This is a genomic window from Actinotalea endophytica (assembly GCF_025717005.1).
Classification (GTDB): Bacteria; Actinomycetota; Actinomycetes; order Actinomycetales; family Cellulomonadaceae; genus Actinotalea.
Map to the genome: position 1 here is coordinate 1 of NZ_JAOVZU010000014.1, position 16,913 is coordinate 16,913.

At 72.1% G+C, this 16,913-nt stretch carries 14 protein-coding genes; 12 read left to right on the top strand and 2 right to left on the bottom strand.

Annotation, left to right across the window (positions count from 1 at the left end):
* Positions 1-178 precede the first annotated feature (178 nt).
* On the top strand, positions 179-1,075 hold the full coding sequence (locus tag OEB99_RS18730) for a glycosyltransferase family 2 protein (protein WP_263578826.1): 897 nt from the start codon (positions 179-181) through the stop codon (positions 1,073-1,075).
* Here OEB99_RS18730 and OEB99_RS18735 read toward each other — a convergent pair.
* Complete coding sequence (locus OEB99_RS18735; RefSeq protein WP_263578827.1) at positions 1,072-2,301, bottom strand: hypothetical protein; 1,230 nt, start codon at positions 2,299-2,301, stop codon at positions 1,072-1,074. The two genes, OEB99_RS18730 and OEB99_RS18735, sit on opposite strands and share 4 nt — an antisense overlap.
* Before the next feature lie 171 nt (positions 2,302-2,472).
* Between OEB99_RS18735 and OEB99_RS18740 the strand changes: the two genes are divergently transcribed.
* Positions 2,473-3,252, top strand: a complete 780-nt coding sequence (locus tag OEB99_RS18740) for a polyprenol monophosphomannose synthase (RefSeq protein ID WP_263578828.1) — start codon at positions 2,473-2,475, stop codon at positions 3,250-3,252.
* A gap of 78 nt (positions 3,253-3,330) precedes the next feature.
* Here the strand turns inward: OEB99_RS18740 and OEB99_RS18745 are convergent, their stop codons facing one another.
* Positions 3,331-3,870, bottom strand: a complete 540-nt coding sequence (locus tag OEB99_RS18745) for a GtrA family protein (RefSeq protein ID WP_263578829.1) — start codon at positions 3,868-3,870, stop codon at positions 3,331-3,333.
* 186 nt (positions 3,871-4,056) lie between these two features.
* Here OEB99_RS18745 and OEB99_RS18750 point away from each other — a divergent pair, with 186 nt between their 5' ends.
* From OEB99_RS18750 to eno, 10 genes are all read left to right on the top strand, one after another.
* On the top strand, positions 4,057-4,506 hold the full coding sequence (locus OEB99_RS18750) for an FAD synthase family protein (RefSeq protein WP_263578830.1): 450 nt from the start codon (positions 4,057-4,059) through the stop codon (positions 4,504-4,506).
* A gap of 49 nt (positions 4,507-4,555) precedes the next feature.
* Positions 4,556-5,650, top strand: a complete 1,095-nt coding sequence (locus OEB99_RS18755) for an acyltransferase family protein (RefSeq protein ID WP_263578831.1) — start codon at positions 4,556-4,558, stop codon at positions 5,648-5,650.
* Between the two features lie 52 nt (positions 5,651-5,702).
* Positions 5,703-9,332 (top strand): transcription-repair coupling factor, encoded by a 3,630-nt coding sequence (mfd, locus tag OEB99_RS18760; protein WP_263578832.1) that lies wholly within the window; start codon positions 5,703-5,705, stop codon positions 9,330-9,332.
* A 44-nt stretch (positions 9,333-9,376) separates the two neighbouring features.
* A complete protein-coding gene (locus tag OEB99_RS18765; protein ID WP_263578833.1) occupies positions 9,377-9,898 on the top strand; it encodes a SurA N-terminal domain-containing protein in 522 nt (173 codons plus the stop codon).
* Positions 9,895-10,575, top strand: a complete 681-nt coding sequence (locus OEB99_RS18770; RefSeq protein WP_263578834.1) for a nucleoside triphosphate pyrophosphohydrolase — start codon at positions 9,895-9,897, stop codon at positions 10,573-10,575. The genes OEB99_RS18765 and OEB99_RS18770 overlap by 4 nt, the downstream gene beginning before the upstream one ends.
* Positions 10,576-10,767: 192 nt before the next feature.
* Positions 10,768-12,321, top strand: coding sequence for a Re/Si-specific NAD(P)(+) transhydrogenase subunit alpha (locus OEB99_RS18775; RefSeq protein WP_263578835.1), 1,554 nt, complete (start codon positions 10,768-10,770; stop codon positions 12,319-12,321).
* Positions 12,322-12,323: 2 nt separating this feature from the next.
* Entirely contained in the window at positions 12,324-13,763 is a 1,440-nt protein-coding gene (pntB, locus tag OEB99_RS18780) for a Re/Si-specific NAD(P)(+) transhydrogenase subunit beta (RefSeq protein ID WP_263578894.1), read from the top strand.
* A gap of 187 nt (positions 13,764-13,950) precedes the next feature.
* Positions 13,951-14,736: a type I 3-dehydroquinate dehydratase gene (gene aroD, locus OEB99_RS18785; protein WP_263578836.1), complete on the top strand. Its 786-nt coding sequence runs from the start codon at positions 13,951-13,953 to the stop codon at positions 14,734-14,736.
* Positions 14,733-15,284 (top strand): shikimate kinase, encoded by a 552-nt coding sequence (locus OEB99_RS18790; protein ID WP_263578837.1) that lies wholly within the window; start codon positions 14,733-14,735, stop codon positions 15,282-15,284. Before aroD ends, OEB99_RS18790 begins: the two co-directional genes overlap by 4 nt.
* 226 nt (positions 15,285-15,510) lie before the next feature.
* A complete protein-coding gene (gene eno / locus OEB99_RS18795; RefSeq protein WP_263578838.1) occupies positions 15,511-16,791 on the top strand; it encodes a phosphopyruvate hydratase in 1,281 nt (426 codons plus the stop codon).
* Positions 16,792-16,913 lie beyond the last annotated feature (122 nt).

Sequence of the window (16,913 nt, forward strand, 5' to 3'; positions counted from 1 at the left end):
AGCTGGAGTCGACCGACTCCACGGCGTCGCTGCAGGTCGCTGGTGGGGTCGGGGTGTCGACCTACCTGTTCAGCACGGCCGCCAACGCACCGGTCACCTTCACCTACGACGACCTGTGGGCCGGACCGCTGCCGTGAGGCCGCCCGGCGGAGGGCCGGAGAACCTGCGCATCAGCGTGGTGACCCTGACCTTCCGCCGGCCGGACGACCTCGCCGCCGCCCTGCCGACCCTCGTCGACGCCGTGCAGGCGACGCCGGGTGCAGAGCTCCTCGTGATCGACAACGACACCGTCCCGAGCGCTCGCGCGACGGTGGAGGAGTGGTCGCAGGCGCACCCGGTGCGCAACGTGCACGAGCCGCGCCCGGGCATCGCCGCGGCCCGCAACCGTGGGCTGGCGGAGGCAGCGGCCAGTGACGTCGTCGTCTTCATCGACGACGACGAGCGTCCTGGGGACGGGTGGCTCGATGCGCTCGTCGCCACGTACCGCCGGTTCGAGTGCGTCGGGGTCGCCGGGCGCGTGGTCTCCGAGTTCACCGGACCGCTCGACCCGTGGCTGGTCGCGGGCGGCTGGTTCGACCGCCTGGACCACCCGACCGGGACCGTGGTGCCGGTGGTGGCGACCAACAACCTCCTGCTGGACATGTCCTCCGTGCGCAGCTGGTCCTTGCGGTTCGACGAGGAGTTCGGCCTGACGGGGGGATCGGACACCGTGTTCGCCCTCGAGGCAGGGCGGCGCGGTGGGACGTTCGTGTGGTGCTCGGAGGCCGCGGTCGTGGACGTGGTGCCGGCCGCCCGAGCGACGCGGCGCTGGGTCGTGCGCCGTGCGCTGCGCTCCGGCAACTCGGGGGCCCGGGCCCAGGTGCATGTGACGCACGGCCGGGAGCGTCTCGCCGCGCGTGCGACGTTCGCGGCGAAGGGCCTCGCGCGGCTCGTCGCCGGATCAGCCAGGGCGGCGTTCGGCACCGTGACCAGGAACCTCGGGGCACGTTCGCGCGGGACGCGGACCGCCGCGCGCGGCGCGGGCATGCTGCTCGGCGCGGTCGGGTACGTGCACTCGGAGTACGCGCGTCGCTAGGTCTTCGCGCGTCGCTCGATCGCGAGCAGGCCGAGCGCCAGCACGAGCTCGTGCGACGAGGTGAAGAACGGACTGAAGCCGAGGTTCCAGACCGTGCTGATCGCGAGGTAGGCGGTGAGGGCCGCGACGTCCCGGGCCGCGAGCTGCGTGATCAGCCCACGGATCACCTGGATGCCGATCAGGAGCGCGACGAAGAGCCCGGGGATGCCGTAGAGAGCCCACAGGTCCGCCGTCACCGAGTGCAGCTCGACCGCGGTGCCGAGCATGTAGGTCTCGACGTAGTTGTTGTTGGGGTCGTAGTTGAGCTTCGCCATCCCGGCCTTGGCCGTGAGCACGTCCTGGGTGTTCGGCGACGTCCCCGAGCCGAAGCCGATCGGCCGGTCCACCATCAGCGCCATCGACGCGCCGAGCTCGGGCCGGGCTCCCAGCAGGACCGACCCGGACGCGGCGATCTGCTCGGCGGTGCGTTGCTGGGTGTTCTCGCCGAGATAGCCGTCCAGGATCAGGCCGAGCCCGACCTGGTAGACGGCGAAGCCCAGCAGCGCGAGCATCGCGGCGATCCGCATGCGCGAGCCCCGGGGAGTCCGGGGACGGGGGAGCGAGTTCCACATCGTGACCACGGCCGCGACGAAGAGCATCGCAGCGAGGGAACGCCCGCCCGAGAGGGCCGTGATCGCTGCGAGCAGGCCGGCCAGGCCCACCTCGAGCCACCGGCGTCGGGAGTACCACGCGAACGAGAGCGCGAGGATGATCACCGGTGCCGCGAACCCGAAGCGCCAGGGGTTCTCGGCGAACCGGCCTCCGGTGGAGATGCCGGCGACCAGGCCGATCCCGAACGCGATCCCGATGGCGGCGCGCGACATGATCGTGCGCGCCCAGAGCACGACCCCGGTGCCCAGGCCGACGTTGAGCAGGGTGACCGTGGTGGCGAGCATCAGGCTCGTCGAGGTGGCGTGGTCGATGGACGCCCACTTCGTGAGCCAGATCCCTGAGGCCGCGGCCAGGAGCAGGGCTCCCATGAGCAGCCGGACGCCCCGGTACCGCGCCAGCGTGGGGACCCAGACCGGGGCGAGGGCTGCCGCGACGACGCTCCCGAACGTCACGTTCATCATGATCGGGAGCCTCGCGGCGATGATCACGATCGCGACGAAGGCGGTGGCCACCGGCAGGGAGACGTTGCGGTGCAGGATGCTGGGGCGGCGCTGCAGCTCGGTCGTCGGTTGCACCTCGCCCGTCACCTCCGTCCCCGTGCGCTGTGCACCGGCCCGAGGAGTCTACGTCGCCGCGACCCGACCACCGCCGTCCGTGGTCGGGTGAAACGGCACCTCCGCCGTGCCGCACAGGGTCGTGGCCCCCTACGATCGCTGCATCCAGCCCGTACCAGGCAAGGAGCCGGCATGGCAGATGGCTCGACGTCCGCAGCGCCCGAGCGCGTCCTCGTCGCGATCCCCACGTACAACGAGGCGGAGAACATCGAGGAGATCGTGCGGAGGCTGCGCGCAGCGGCTCCGGGCGTCGACGTCCTCGTGCTGGACGACGGGTCACCCGACGGCACGGGCGAGCTCGCGGACGCGTTGGCCGCGGACGACCCCCAGGTCCACGTTATGCACCGGACGGCCAAGGAGGGGCTCGGGAAGGCCTACCTCGCCGGCTTCGCGTGGGCCTTCGAGCACGGCTACGACGCCGTCTGCGAGATGGACGCGGACGGCTCCCACCAGCCCGAGCAGCTTCCGTCGTTGATCGCACGGCTCGACGACCCGGACGTCTCCGTGGTGCTCGGGTCGAGGTGGGTCCCGGGCGGCCGGGTGGAGAACTGGCCGTGGCACCGCCTGGTGCTGTCCCGGGGCGGGAGCCTCTATGCCCGGCTCGCGCTCGGCCTCGGGGTCCGCGACGTCACCGGGGGCTACCGCGTCTACCGGTGCGATGCGCTGCGACCGCTGGTGAGCGACGGCATCGAGAGCGCCGGCTACTGCTTCCAGATCGACCTGGTCCGGCGTGCGGTCGCCGCCGGTGAGACGGTCGTCGAGGTGCCGATCACCTTCGTCGAGCGCGTCCGCGGCGAGTCGAAGATGAGCGGGCGGATCGTCCAGGAGGCGATGCTGCGGGTGACCGTCTGGGGCGGTCAGCGCGTCGCCACGGGGGTCCGAGGCCTGGTCGGCAAGGGCCGCGCGGCCTGAGCCTCGCGCGCGCGGGGTGAGCCTCGCGCGGGGCGGCAGGCGGTCGCCCGGGGCGGACGCCGGTAGGCGGGTCGGTGCTCAGTCGGAGTGCTCGGCGCGCGAGGCCCGGTCCTCGGCCTCGATGGCGGCCTCGACGGCGGCGGGCTCGGCTGCGCCGGTGAACACGAAGAACTTGTACGCGACGTAGCGGATCGCGGTGCCCAGCGCGACCCCGACCACGTTCGCCGAGATGTTGTCGGCCAACGGCGACGTCAGGCGCAGGACGTAGTGCGAGAACCAGAGGCTCACGACGGCAGCGCCCATCGCGGCGACGTTGACCACGATGAACACGACCAGCTCCCTGACCGGGCTGCTGGTGCGCTTGGTCGCGAACGTCCAGTACCGGTTGCCCACCCAGGAGAACAGGGTCGCGAGGGTGGCCGCGATGATCTTGGCGGTCAAGGGCTTGTCGGCCAGCAGCTCGCCCGGCCCGTAGCGGAGCAGGTTGAACAGGCCCGCGTCGATCACGTAGGCGACCGCCCCGACCGACAGGAACCGGCTCAGCTCACCGACGTGGCGGCGCGTGAGGTCCCACAGGCGAGAGGCGAGCGGCGCCCGGGCGTTCACGTCGGCTGTCACCCCCTGATCGTAAGCGGCGGCCCCCCTGGCGCCGCCACCCCCTATGTCCGGTTTCACCCGTTTCCCCCCTGTCCTACTGCACCCGCCTGCTTGTAGCCTGGCGATCTCCGGTGGCCCGGGTACCCGTACCTGGCACGACGACGTGTTCGGCCCTCGTCCCCTGTCGCCGACCCCGAGGAGACCGACGTGACCCGAGTTGGATACGCGCCCGGCGCGTACGACCTGTTCCACATCGGACACCTGAACATCCTTCGCCACGCCCGTGCGCACTGTGACCGGCTGGTCGCCGGCATCGTGGACGACGACGTGCTCGAGATCACCAAGGGCCGCCGCCCCGTCATCCCGATCGCGGAGCGCGTCGAGATCGTGCGGCACATCGACCTGGTCGACGACGTCTACGTCGAGACCCAGCCGGACAAGCTCATCACGTGGGAGGACGTGCGCTTCGACGTCATCTTCAAGGGCGACGACTGGCGGGGCACGCCCAAGGGGGAGAAGCTCGAGCGCGACTTCGCGACCGTGGGCGTCGAGGTCGTCTACTTCCCGTACACCGTGCACACGTCGAGCACGCTGCTCCGCAGAGCGCTGGCCCTCCTGGAGGCCGAGCAGGGCGCGTCGGCGGCGATCGGCGACTGATCGTGCTCCGCGCAGGCGTCCTCGCGGTCGCTCGTGCAGCGGTGCCGCCGTGGTAGCCGAGGAGACCGTCACCCAGCGGCCGGCCACGTTGGCCACGCTGGTCGACCCGCGCGCCAACGCGCTCAACTCGGTTCGGCTCATGCTCGCGGCGAGCGTGCTCGTGTGGCACGCCTACCGGCTGAACGGTCACCCGTGGCCGAACGCCTGGACGGAGTCGTTCGCCGGGATGTTCGGCGTCGACGGCTTCTTCGCGATCAGCGGGTTCCTGCTGGCGGGCAGCTGGCTGCACAACCCGAAGCTCGTGAGCTACTTCCGCAACCGGATCCTGCGGATCATGCCCGCGTTCTGGATGTGCCTGGTGGTCGTGGCGTTCGGCTTCGCCCCGTTCGCCATGCTGCTCGACGGCCGGCCGGTGTCGGACGTGCTCGTGGGCGAGCACAGCGCGGTGCACTACGTGCTCGTGAACCTGCCGCTGCAGATGCAGTTCTGGGACGTCGCCGGCACGCCGGCCGGCGTGCCCTACGACGGGGTGTGGAACGGCTCGCTGTGGACGCTCAAGTGGGAGGCGCTCGCCTACGTCGGGCTCGCGGCCCTCGGCGTCGCCGGCCTGGTTCGCCGCCGCATGGTGCCGCTCGCCCTGCTGGTGCTGACCTGGTTCGTCATCGTCGGCCAGACCTACGGCGTGGTTCCCGCGAACTACTGGCTCGACAACGGTGCCCGGCTCGGCTTCATGTTCCTGGCCGGCATGGTGCTCCAGCTCTACGGGGACCGGATCTCGGCGTCGCCGGTGCTCGTCGGGGTCGCCGTGGTGCTGTTCGCGGTCTCGCCGGTGCTGCCGAACTACGAGATCATCGCCGGCCTGCCGCTGGCGTACCTGGTGATCTGGGTGGGCGGGCGGCTCAAGGACCCGCGCCTGCGGCTGACGGACCGGGACATCTCCTACGGGCTGTACATCTACGCGTTCCCGGTCCAGCAGAGCCTCGTGCTCCTCGGGTCGCCGGGGTGGAACCCGTGGTTGGCGGCCCTGGTCGCGCTGGCCCTGGCGGTGCCGCTGGCGGTGCTGAGCTGGGTGCTCGTCGAGCGCCCGGCACTACGGCTCAAGAAGCGCCGACCACGACCGGCACCCGACGCCGCGCCCTCGTAGACTTCTGCGGTCGCGCTGCCGCCTGCGCGCGGCACACCCACGCTGAGGACTCATGACGCTCTCCGGCCTGCTGCCCGTGCTCGCGGGCGACCCCGCACTCGCGCGCCTGCTCCAGGCCGCGCACGCCCCGACCGCCGCCGCGCGGGAGGCCGAGCTGGACGTCGTGGTACCGGTCGGCATGCGCCCGGCGGTGCTGGCCCACCTGCTCACCGGCGCGTCGACCGGTACGGCGGCCGCCGGGAGCGGTCCGGCTCCCGACCGCCTCGTGGTGGTGACGGCCACCGGGCGTGAGGCCGAGGAGCTCGCCGCCGCGGTCGGCGCGTACGCCCCGCACCTGGCCGACGCGATCGCCGTGCTGCCGTCGTGGGAGACGCTGCCGCACGAGCGGCTGTCGCCGCGCAGCGACACCGTCGCGCGCCGCCTGGCCGTGCTGCGCCGGCTCGCCCACCCCGACGCCGAGGGGCCCGGCGGGCCGCTGCGCCTCGTGGTCGTGCCGGTGCGAGCGCTGCTCCAGCCGGTGGTCGACGGCCTCGGCGAGCTCCGGCCGGTGGCGCTGCGGGCGGGTGACACGGCCGACCTCACCGAGATCGCCGAGGCGCTCACCGCGGCCGCCTACACGCGGGTGGACATGGTCGAGCGCCGCGGCGAGTTCGCGGTGCGCGGCGGCATCCTCGACGTCTTCCCGCCCACCGACGACCACCCGCTGCGGATCGAGCTGTGGGGCGACCAGGTCGAGGAGATCCGCTGGTTCGCGGTCGCCGACCAGCGCAGCCTCGAGATCGCCGACGACGGCCTGTGGGCGCCGCCGTGCCGCGAGGTGCTGCTCACCGACGCCGTGCGCGCGCGGGCGGAGGCACTGGTCGACGACCTCCCGGGGGTCGCCGACATGCTGACCAAGCTCGCCGCCGGGATCGCCGTGGAGGGCATGGAGTCGCTCGCGCCGGTGCTCGTGGACCGGATGGTCCCGGTGCTCGACCTGGTCGGCGATGCGCTGGTGGTGGTGTCCGACCCGGAGCGGGTGCGCCGCCGCGCGCACGACCTGGCTGCGACCACGAGCGAGTTCCTCGACGCCGCCTGGACCGCCGCGGTGGCGGGCGCGGACACGCCGATCGACCTGTCCGCGGCGTCGTTCTCGAGCTACGCCGACACCCGCGAGTTCGCGCTCGAGCGTCGGCTCGGCTGGTGGTCGCTGAGCCCGTTCGCGCTCGCGGTCGACGACGGCGCCGCCACCGAGGTGGACGCCGTGCCCGAGGTCGCCGAGGGTGCGGCGCTCGCGGTCGGCGCGCGGGACGTGCACGGCTACCACGGTGAGGTCGCCCGGGCCGTGGAGGACCTGCGGGACCTGCAGCGCGACGCCTGGCGGCTGGTGCTGGTCACCGAGGGCCACGGGCCGGCCACCCGGATGACCGAGCAGCTGAACGCGGCCGACGTCCCGGCGCGGCTGGTCGCGTCGATCGACGCCGAGCCGGAGGCGGGCGTCGTGCTGGTCACCGCGGCGCGGATCCCCCGGGGCTTCGTCGCCCCCGACCTGCGGCTCGCGGTGATCACCGAGCCGGACCTCACCGGGCGGGCCGGCACGTCCACGCGCGACATGCGGGCCATGCCCTCGCGGCGCCGGCGCACGGTCGACCCGCTCGCGCTGCGGCCGGGCGACTTCGTGGTCCACGAGCAGCACGGCGTGGGCCGGTTCGTCGAGCTCACCGCCCGGACGATCGGCTCGGGCCAGGCCGCCGGCACCCGGGAGTACCTGGTCATCGAGTACGCGCCGTCCAAGCGCGGGCAGCCGGGTGACCGGCTGTGGGTGCCGACCGACCAGCTCGACCAGATCACCCGGTACGTGGGTGGTGAGTCGCCCAGCCTGAACCGGATGGGCGGGTCGGACTGGGCGAAGACGAAGGGGCGTGCGCGCAAGGCGGTCCGGGAGATCGCCGGTGAGCTGATCCGGCTCTACTCCGCCCGGATGGCGACCCCCGGCCACGCGTTCGGCCCGGACACCCCGTGGCAGCGCGAGCTCGAGGACGCCTTCGCCTACGTCGAGACGCCCGACCAGCTCGCGACCATCGACGAGGTCAAGGTCGACATGGAGAAGCCGTACCCGATGGATCGCCTGGTCTGCGGCGACGTCGGCTACGGCAAGACCGAGATCGCGGTGCGGGCGGCCTTCAAGGCCGTCCAGGACGGCAAGCAGGTCGCGGTGCTCGTGCCGACCACGCTGCTCGTCCAGCAGCACCTGGACACGTTCTCCGAGCGGTACGCGCCGTTCCCGGTCACGGTCAAGGCGCTGTCCCGCTTCCAGAGCGACGCCGAGGCCAAGGAGGTCGTCGAGGGCCTCGCCTCCGGCGCCGTCGACGTCGTGATCGGCACGCACCGGCTGATCACCGGGCAGGTGAGGTTCAAGAACCTCGGCCTCGTCGTCATCGACGAGGAGCAGCGCTTCGGGGTCGAGCACAAGGAGACCCTCAAGGCGTTGCGCACCGACGTGGACGTGCTCGCGATGAGCGCGACGCCGATCCCGCGCACCCTCGAGATGGCGGTCACCGGCATCCGGGAGATGTCGACGCTGGCCACGCCGCCGGAGGAGCGGCACCCGGTCCTGACCTTCGTCGGCCCGTACGACGAGAAGCAGGTCGCCGCCGCGATCCGGCGCGAGCTGCTGCGCGAGGGCCAGGTGTTCTACGTGCACAACAAGGTCGCGTCGATCGACAAGGCGGCCGCCCGGCTCGCCGAGCTGGTGCCCGAGGCCAGGATCGCCACGGCGCACGGCAAGATGAGCGAGCACCAGCTCGAGCGCGTGATCATGGACTTCTGGGAGAAGCGCTCGGACGTGCTGGTCACCACGACGATCGTCGAGACCGGGCTGGACATCTCCAACGCGAACACGCTGATCCTCGAGCGGGCCGACCTGCTCGGCCTGTCCCAGCTGCACCAGCTGCGCGGACGGGTGGGCCGTGGACGCGAGCGGGCCTACGCGTACTTCATGTACCCGCCGGAGCGGCCGTTGACCGAGACCGCGCACGACCGGCTGCAGACGATCGCCGCGAACACCGACCTCGGGTCCGGGATGGCGGTCGCGATGAAGGACCTGGAGATTCGCGGCGCCGGCAACCTGCTCGGCGGCGAGCAGTCCGGGCACATCGCCGGCGTCGGGTTCGACCTGTACGTCCGGATGGTCGGCGAGGCGGTCGCGGCGTTCCGTGGCGAGGCGGACCAGACACCCGCCGAGGTCACCCTCGAGCTCCCGGTCGACGCGCACGTGCCGACCGACTACATCGAGCACGAGCGCCTCCGCCTGGAGGCGTACCGGAAGATCGCGGACGCCACGACGGCGGACGCCCTGGACGAGGTCCGCGCCGAGCTGGTCGACCGCTACGGCCAGCTCCCCGCCCCGGTCGAGGCGCTGCTCGAGGTCGCGACCTTCCGGAACCTCGCCCGCCGGGCCGGCCTGACCGACGTGACCGCGCAGGGGAAGTTCATCCGGGTCGCACCGGTCGAGCTGCCGGAGTCGGCCGCCCTGCGGCTGCGCCGGCTCTACCCGGGCTCGGTGCTCAAGCCGGCGGTGCGCACGGTGCTCGTGCCGTTCCCGACCACCGCGAGGGTCGGCGGACGTCCGCTCTCCGGGGCGGCGCTGCTCGGCTGGCTGACCGATCTCGTGGAGCAGGTGCTGGTCAGGCAGCCCGCCTGAGTCGCTGTATCGTCGGGACAGCCTTGGGCCGATCAGGAGGACAGATGTCGAGGACCGCAGTGCGCGCACTGGTCGGGGCGATGCTCGCCACGGCGACCCTGCTCGCCGGGTGCAGCCCGCAGCCGGGTACGGCGGCGGTGGTGGACGGGGAGCGGATCCCGCAGTCCGACGTGGCCGACGCGATCGACGACCTGGGCCCGGTGCTCAGCTCGACCGACCCGGCCGCCATGCTGAGCTTCCTGATCATCTCGCCGGTGTTCGTCCAGGTCGCGTCCGAGGCCGGCGTGGGCGTCTCCGAGCAGGACGGTGCGTCGTTCCTCGACAGCGCCTTCGAGCAGTCCGGTCAGACGCCGCCGGCCACCTACAGCGACGCGGCCGTGCTGCTCGGCGAGCAGGCCGCCGCGTCGACGAACCTGAGCGGTCTCGACGACAGCTCCACGGCGCTGTCGACCATCACCGAGCGGATCGCCGCGCTCGACGTCGAGGTGAACCCGCGCTACGGCACGTTCGACCCGTCCTCGGGCAGCATCACGGCGATCAGCCTGCCCTGGATCGCCCAGGGGTGATCCCCGACCCGGGCCCGGACGGGCCGCTGCCGAACGTCACCGACCTCGTCGCGGTGATGGACCGGCTGCGTTCTCCCGGCGGCTGCCCGTGGGACGCCGAGCAGACGCCCGCGTCGCTCGTGCAGTACGCGGTCGAGGAGGTCTACGAGGTCGCCGAGGCGGTCGAGACCGGGGACCGCGAGCTGCTCCTCGAGGAGCTCGGCGACCTCCTGCTCCAGGTGGTCTTCCAGGCCCGGGTCGCGCAGGAGCACCCGACGGAGCCGTTCGACCTCGAGGACGTCGCGGCCGGGATCGCCGCGAAGCTGCGCCGCCGGCACCCGCACGTGTTCGCCGGCGTCGAGGTGCGGGACGCGGACGAGGTGCACCGCCGGTGGGAGCAGATCAAGGCCGCCGAGAAGGTCGACCGGACGTCCGTGCTCGACGGGGTGCCGCTCGCGCTGCCCGCGCTGCAGCGTGCGCAGAAGGTCGTCGGCCGGGCGCGCCGCGCGGGGCTGCCCCTGCCGCCGCACGGCGAGGTGCTGGACGAGGCGGGGCTCGGATCGGCGCTGCTCGCCCTGGTCGCGGCCGCTCAGGAGGCCGGGCTGGACGCCGAGGCGGCGCTGCGTTCCACCCTTCGGGACTACGAGGTGCAGGCCCGCGCGGCCGAGTCGAACGGCGGGTCGACGAGCACACCGTGACGGCTCCGACGCGGGCCGAAGGTCATGGGTCCTCCGACGTTTGTCAGCACAAGATACGAGTGGCCGAGAAGTGGGCCGCTGGCAGGTGGACAGAGACGTCCCTGGGGCGCAAAGGTGTCCGGGGCTAGCAGCACGCGCCGGATGGGCGATCGGACGAGCGAGCCGTTCGCTGGCGCCACGAAGGAGAGGCATATGCGGATCGGAGTACCGCGGGAGTCCAAGCCAGGCGAACGGCTCGTGGCCGCGACCCCCAAGACGGTCGGCCAGCTGGTCGGCCTCGGATACGAGGTGGCGGTCGAGAGCGGCGCCGGTCAAGGCGCGACGTTCAGCGACGAGGCCTACACCGAGGCCGGGGCGAGCGTGGTCGGCCCCGACGAGGTGTGGGCCTCGGACGTCGTCGCGGCCGTGAACACCCCCACCGACGCCCAGCTCGCGTCGATGACCTCGGGCTCGACGCTCATCTCGATGATGATGCCGCCGGCTCACCCCGAGCTCGTCGAGACCCTGACGAAGGCCGGGATCACCGGCATGGCGCTGGACGCGGTCCCACGCATCTCGCGTGCGCAGGCCCTGGACGTGCTGTCCACGATGTCGAACGTGGCCGGCTACCGCGCGGTGATCGAGTCCGCCGAGGAGTACGGCGGCATGTTCACCGGCCAGGTGACCGCGGCCGGCAAGACCCCGCCCGCCCATGTGTTCGTGATCGGCGCCGGCGTCGCGGGCCTCGCGGCGATCGGTGCGGCCGCGAGCCTCGGCGCCGAGGTCCGTGCGTTCGACGTGCGGCCCGAGGTCGGCGAGCAGATCGAGTCGATGGGCGCGTCCTTCGTGCAGGCCGAGGCCGCGCAGCAGGAGGTCTCCTCCGACGGCTACGCGAAGGCCCTCACCGAGGAGCAGGAGCGGCTCACCGCGGAGATGTACGCCGCCGAGTCCGCCCGGGCCGACGTGGTGATCACCACGGCGCTGGTCCGGGGCACCGCACCCCGCACGATCAGCGCGGAGATGGTCGCGGCGATGAAGCCGGGCTCGGTGATCGTGGACCTCGCCGCCTCCGGCGGCGGCAACTGCGAGCTGACCGTGCCGGGCGAGAAGATCGTCACCGACAACGGCGTGACGATCATCGGCTACACCGACCTGACGTCCCGGATGCCGCAGCACACCTCACAGCTGTTCGGCACGAACATCGTCAACGTCATGAAGCTGCTGACCCCGAACAAGGACGGCGAGCTCGTGCTCAACCTCGAGGACGAGGTCGTGCGCGGGATGACCGTCTCGCACGCGGGTGAGACGCTCTGGCCGCCACCCCCGGTGAAGGTCTCGGCGGCAGCCCCCGCGGCCGCCCCGGTCGAGGAGATCGACCCGGCCGAGAAGGCCCGGCTCGAGGCCGAGGCCGCCGCCGCCAAGGCCCGCCGCCGCCTCATCGGTGCCGCGGTCGCCGCGGTGCTGGTGATCCTCGCGGTGACCTTCTCGCCGGCGAGCTTCGTCACCGCGTTCACGGTGTTCACCCTCGCGGTGATCGTCGGCTTCTACGTGATCAGCGGTGTCTCGCACTCGCTGCACACGCCGCTGATGGCCCAGACGAACGCGATCTCCGGGATCATCCTGGTCGGCGCGCTCCTCCAGCTCGGGTCGTCCGACCCCTGGGTGATGGGGATGTCGTTCGTCGCGGCCACGATCGCGTCGATCAACATCTTCGGTGGCTTCCTGGTGTCCTACCGGATGCTCAGCATGTTCAAGAAGGAGGCGTGAGCATGCTGCTCCAGTTCATCCAGGGCCTGTACATCGTCGCCGGGGTGCTGTTCATCCTGTCCCTGGCCGGTCTGTCCAAGCAGACCACCGCACGGACCGGCAACATCGCGGGCATGGTCGGCATGGTGCTCGCGCTCGGCGCGACCATCACGCACTCGCTCTACCTGTCGGCGGAGGACCCGGAGAACCGCCAGTCGGTCGTGGTGACCCTGCTGCTCATCGTGGTCGTGCTCGCGATCGGCGCCGCCATCGGCACCCCGATCGCGCGCAAGGTCGAGATGACCCAGATGCCCGAGCTGATCGCGGCGTTCCACTCGTTCGTCGGCATGGCGGCCGTGCTCGTCGGGTTCAACTCCTACATCGCGCCCGAGGGGCAGGCCGGGGCCGTGCACATCGTCGAGGTCGCCCTCGGCGTGCTGATCGGTGCCTACACGTTCACCGGCTCGGTGGTCGCGTACCTCAAGCTCTCGGCGAAGATGAAGTCCGCGCCGCTGGTGCTGCCGGGTCGGAACATGCTCAACCTCGGCGGGTTCGCGGCGTTCGTCGCGCTGATGATCTGGCTGATCGCGCTGCCGCACGACCAGATCGGCTTCGGCGTCGCGCTCGTCGCGGTGATGGCCGTGATCGGCTTCCTGCTCGGCTGGCACATGGTCGCCGCGATCGGCGGCGGCGACATGCCGGTCGTGGTGTCGATGCTGAACTCGTACTCCGGCTGGGCCGCCGCGGCCGCCGGGTTCATGCTCGGCAACTCGCTGCTGATCATCACCGGGTCCCTGGTCGGTTCCTCCGGTGCGATCCTCAGCTACATCATGTGCCGTGCGATGAACCGCTCGTTCATCTCGGTGATCCTCGGCGGCTTCGGCGCCGAGGGCGGCACCGTGGCGTCCGGTGACCACGACTACGGCGAGCACCGCGAGGTGGACGTGGACACGGCCGCGGACCTGCTGGTCAACGCCAAGTCCGTGATCATCACGCCGGGTTACGGCATGGCCGTGGCGAAGGCCCAGTACCCGGTCGCCGAGCTCACCTCGAAGCTGCGGGCGCACGGCGTCCAGGTCCGTTTCGGTGTGCACCCGGTGGCCGGTCGTCTGCCCGGGCACATGAACGTGCTGCTCGCCGAGGCCAAGGTGCCCTACGACATCGTGCTCGAGATGGACGAGATCAACGACGACTTCGACGAGACCGACGTCGTCCTGGTGATCGGCGCCAACGACACGGTGAACCCCGCCGCCATGGAGGACCCGACCTCGCCGATCGCGGGCATGCCCGTGCTCGAGGTGTGGAAGGCCAAGCAGGTCATCGTGTTCAAGCGCTCGATGGCCACCGGGTACGCCGGCGTGCAGAACCCGCTGTTCTTCCGGGAGAACACGGCGATGCTCTTCGGTGACGCCAAGACGCAGGTCGAGGCGATCAACGCGGCACTCCCGGTCGGCGTGAGCTGACCGCACGCACGACCCGACGGGCCCGGACCGGGAGCGGTCCGGGCCCGTCGTCGTGCTGTCGGGTGGGCGCCTGCGCAGGTGCGCCACGCCGCCCGCGCAGGTGCGCCCGTCGCCCGCGCTGCTGCGCCGGGTGCGGCATGATGCTTCGCGGGCGGGGACGTGCCCGCCGCGGGCCGGAGGTGGAGCGATGAGCCTGATCGTGCGCGGCGTCGAGCTCGGCGCCGGACGCCCCGCGGTGATCGTGCCGCTGACCGGGACCGACGTCGCCGAGCTGCGCGCCCAGGCCGGCGCCGTGCGCGCCGCCGCCCCGGACGTCGTCGAGTGGCGCGTGGACCTGGCCACCGCGCTGCAGGGCGACCTCGACGCGCTCGCCGCGGCCGGGCACCAGGTCACCGACGCGCTCGACGGCCTGCCGCTGCTCGTCACGCTGCGGACCCGGGAGCAGGGCGGTGCGGCGGACGTGGGCGGCGAGGAGTACCTCGAGGTGCTCGGGACCCTCGTCGGCGCAGGCGTCGCCGATCTCGTGGACGTCGAGCTGTCCCTGCCGGCTCCGACACGGGCGGGCGCGATCGGCCTGGCCCACGACGCCGGTGTCGCCGTGGTCGTCTCCCACCACGACTGGCAGGGCACACCGCCCCGCAAGGAGCTGCGGGGGTTGCTCGACGACATGGTGGCCGCAGGCGCCGACGTGGCGAAGCTCGCGGTCACGCCGCGCGACCCGGACGACCTGCTCGCGCTGCTGCGCGCGACCCGTGAGGTGAGCGAGCGGGCCGGAGTCCCGGTGATCGCCGTCGCGATGGGTGACCTGGGCGCGGTCGTCCGACTGGCCGGCGGCGTCTTCGGCTCGGCCGCGACGTTCGCGACCGTCGGGGCGGGGTCCGCGCCGGGCCAGCTCGACCTGGACATCGTGACCGCCGTGCTGGACGTGCTGCACGGCGAGGCCGGACCACGGGGTTCGGGCAGGCACGCGTGACCCGACCGTCCGGGCCGGAGCAGGGCCCGCTCGCCGTGCTGTGCGGCCCGATGGGCTCGGGCAAGAGCGCGGTCGGTGGGACGCTGGCTCGCCGGTGGGGGGTCCGCCTGCGCGACACCGACCACGACGTCGAGGCAGCCGCGGGATGCACGATCCGTGAGGTCTTCGCCGAGCACGGCGAGGAGGGCTTCCGGGACCTCGAGCACCAGGCGCTGGTGCGTGCGCTTGCGGGGCACGACGGGGTCCTGGCGCTCGGCGGGGGAGCGGTGCTGCGGGCCGACTCGCGAGCCGCGCTCGCGGAGTACGTCGCGCGCGGCGGGCACGTCGTGTTCCTCGACGTCGACGTCGACCACGCGATGGAGCGGGTCGGTCGGGACCGGTCCCGGCCGCTGCTCGCCGAGGACCCCCGCGCCCGGTGGTCGGCACTGATGGCCGAGCGCCGCCCCGTCTACCTCGAGGTCGCCACCGATCGGGTGCGCACCGGCGGCCGCTCGCTCGGCCAGGTCGCCGCCGAGATCGAGCGACGGCTGCTGCGGAGCGAGCGGTGAGCCGTCGACGGTTCCCCGGCCGGGTCGTCGCCGAGCTCGTCCCTGGACCGTCGCTGGGCCTTCGCTGAGTGTTCGCTCGGTCCCAGGAACGTCCCGTGTTCCCCGTCGATCACCGGGTCTAGGGTGGACCGTGGCCGGTTGAGGTTGACCGGCGGTCGGCGTACGGGATGCGCCGGGCGTCGGCACCGTTCGGTGTCGACGGAACGATCGTCCGAAGGAGCAACCTGTGGCCACTATCGAGGCCGTTGGCGCCCGCGAGATCCTGGACTCGCGCGGCAACCCCACCGTCGAGGTCGAGGTCGCGCTCGACGACGGCACCATCGCACGGGCCGGTGTCCCGTCCGGTGCCTCCACCGGAGCCTTCGAGGCCGTCGAGCGTCGTGACGGCGACAAGGGTCGCTACCTGGGCAAGGGTGTCCAGGACGCGGTCAACGCCGTCATGGATGAGATCGCCCCCGAGCTGATCGGCTTCGAGGCCAGCGAGCAGCGCCTCGTCGACCAGATGCTGATCGACCTGGACGGCACCCCGAACAAGGGCAAGATCGGCGCGAACGCGATCCTCGGCGTCTCGCTCGCCGTGGCGAAGGCGGCCGCGGACTCGGCCGACCTGCCGCTCTTCCGCTACATCGGCGGACCGAACGCGCACGTGGTGCCGGTCCCGATGATGAACATCCTCAACGGCGGCTCGCACGCGGACTCGAACGTCGACATCCAGGAGTTCATGATCGCTCCGATCGGACCGTCGACCTACCGTGAGGCGCTGCGCACCGGCGCCGAGGTCTACCACTCGCTCAAGTCGGTGCTGAAGGCCAAGGGCCTGGCGACCGGCCTCGGCGACGAGGGCGGCTTCGCGCCGAACCTGCCGAGCAACCGCGCCGCGCTGGACCTCATCCTCGAGGCCATCGAGAAGGCCGGCTTCGTCCCGGGCACCGACGTCGCGCTCGCGCTGGACGTCGCCTCGACCGAGTTCTTCAAGGACGGCGCCTACCAGTTCGAGGGTGCCGCGAAGTCCGGCGCCGAGATGATCGCCTTCTACGAGCAGCTCGTCGCCGACTACCCGCTGGTGTCCATCGAGGACCCGCTGAGCGAGGACGAGTGGGACGACTGGGCCGGGCTCGTGGCCAAGGTCGGCGACAAGGTGCAGATCGTCGGTGACGACCTGTTCGTCACCAACCCGACCCGCCTGGCCAAGGGCATCGAGATGAAGGCCGCGAATTCGTTGCTGGTCAAGCTGAACCAGATCGGCACGCTGTCCGAGACGCTGGACGCCGTCACGATGGCCCAGCGCGCAGGCTTCACCGCGATGGTCTCGCACCGTTCCGGTGAGACCGAGGACGTCACCATCGCGGACCTGGTCGTCGCGGTGAACGCCGGCCAGATCAAGACCGGTGCGCCGGCCCGTGGCGAGCGGATCAACAAGTACAACCAGCTGCTCCGGATCGAGGAGGAGCTCGACGACGCCGCCGTCTACGCCGGTGCGTCGGCCTTCCCGCGCTGGAAGAAGTGAGCTCGACCTGAGCTGAGACGAGGGGCCCGGTCCGCACGGACCGGGCCCCTCGTCGGTCCCGCGACGCCTCGCCGGGAGGGGTCCGGCGCGCCCGCCCGCGCGCCCGGGGGGCCGGGTGGCAC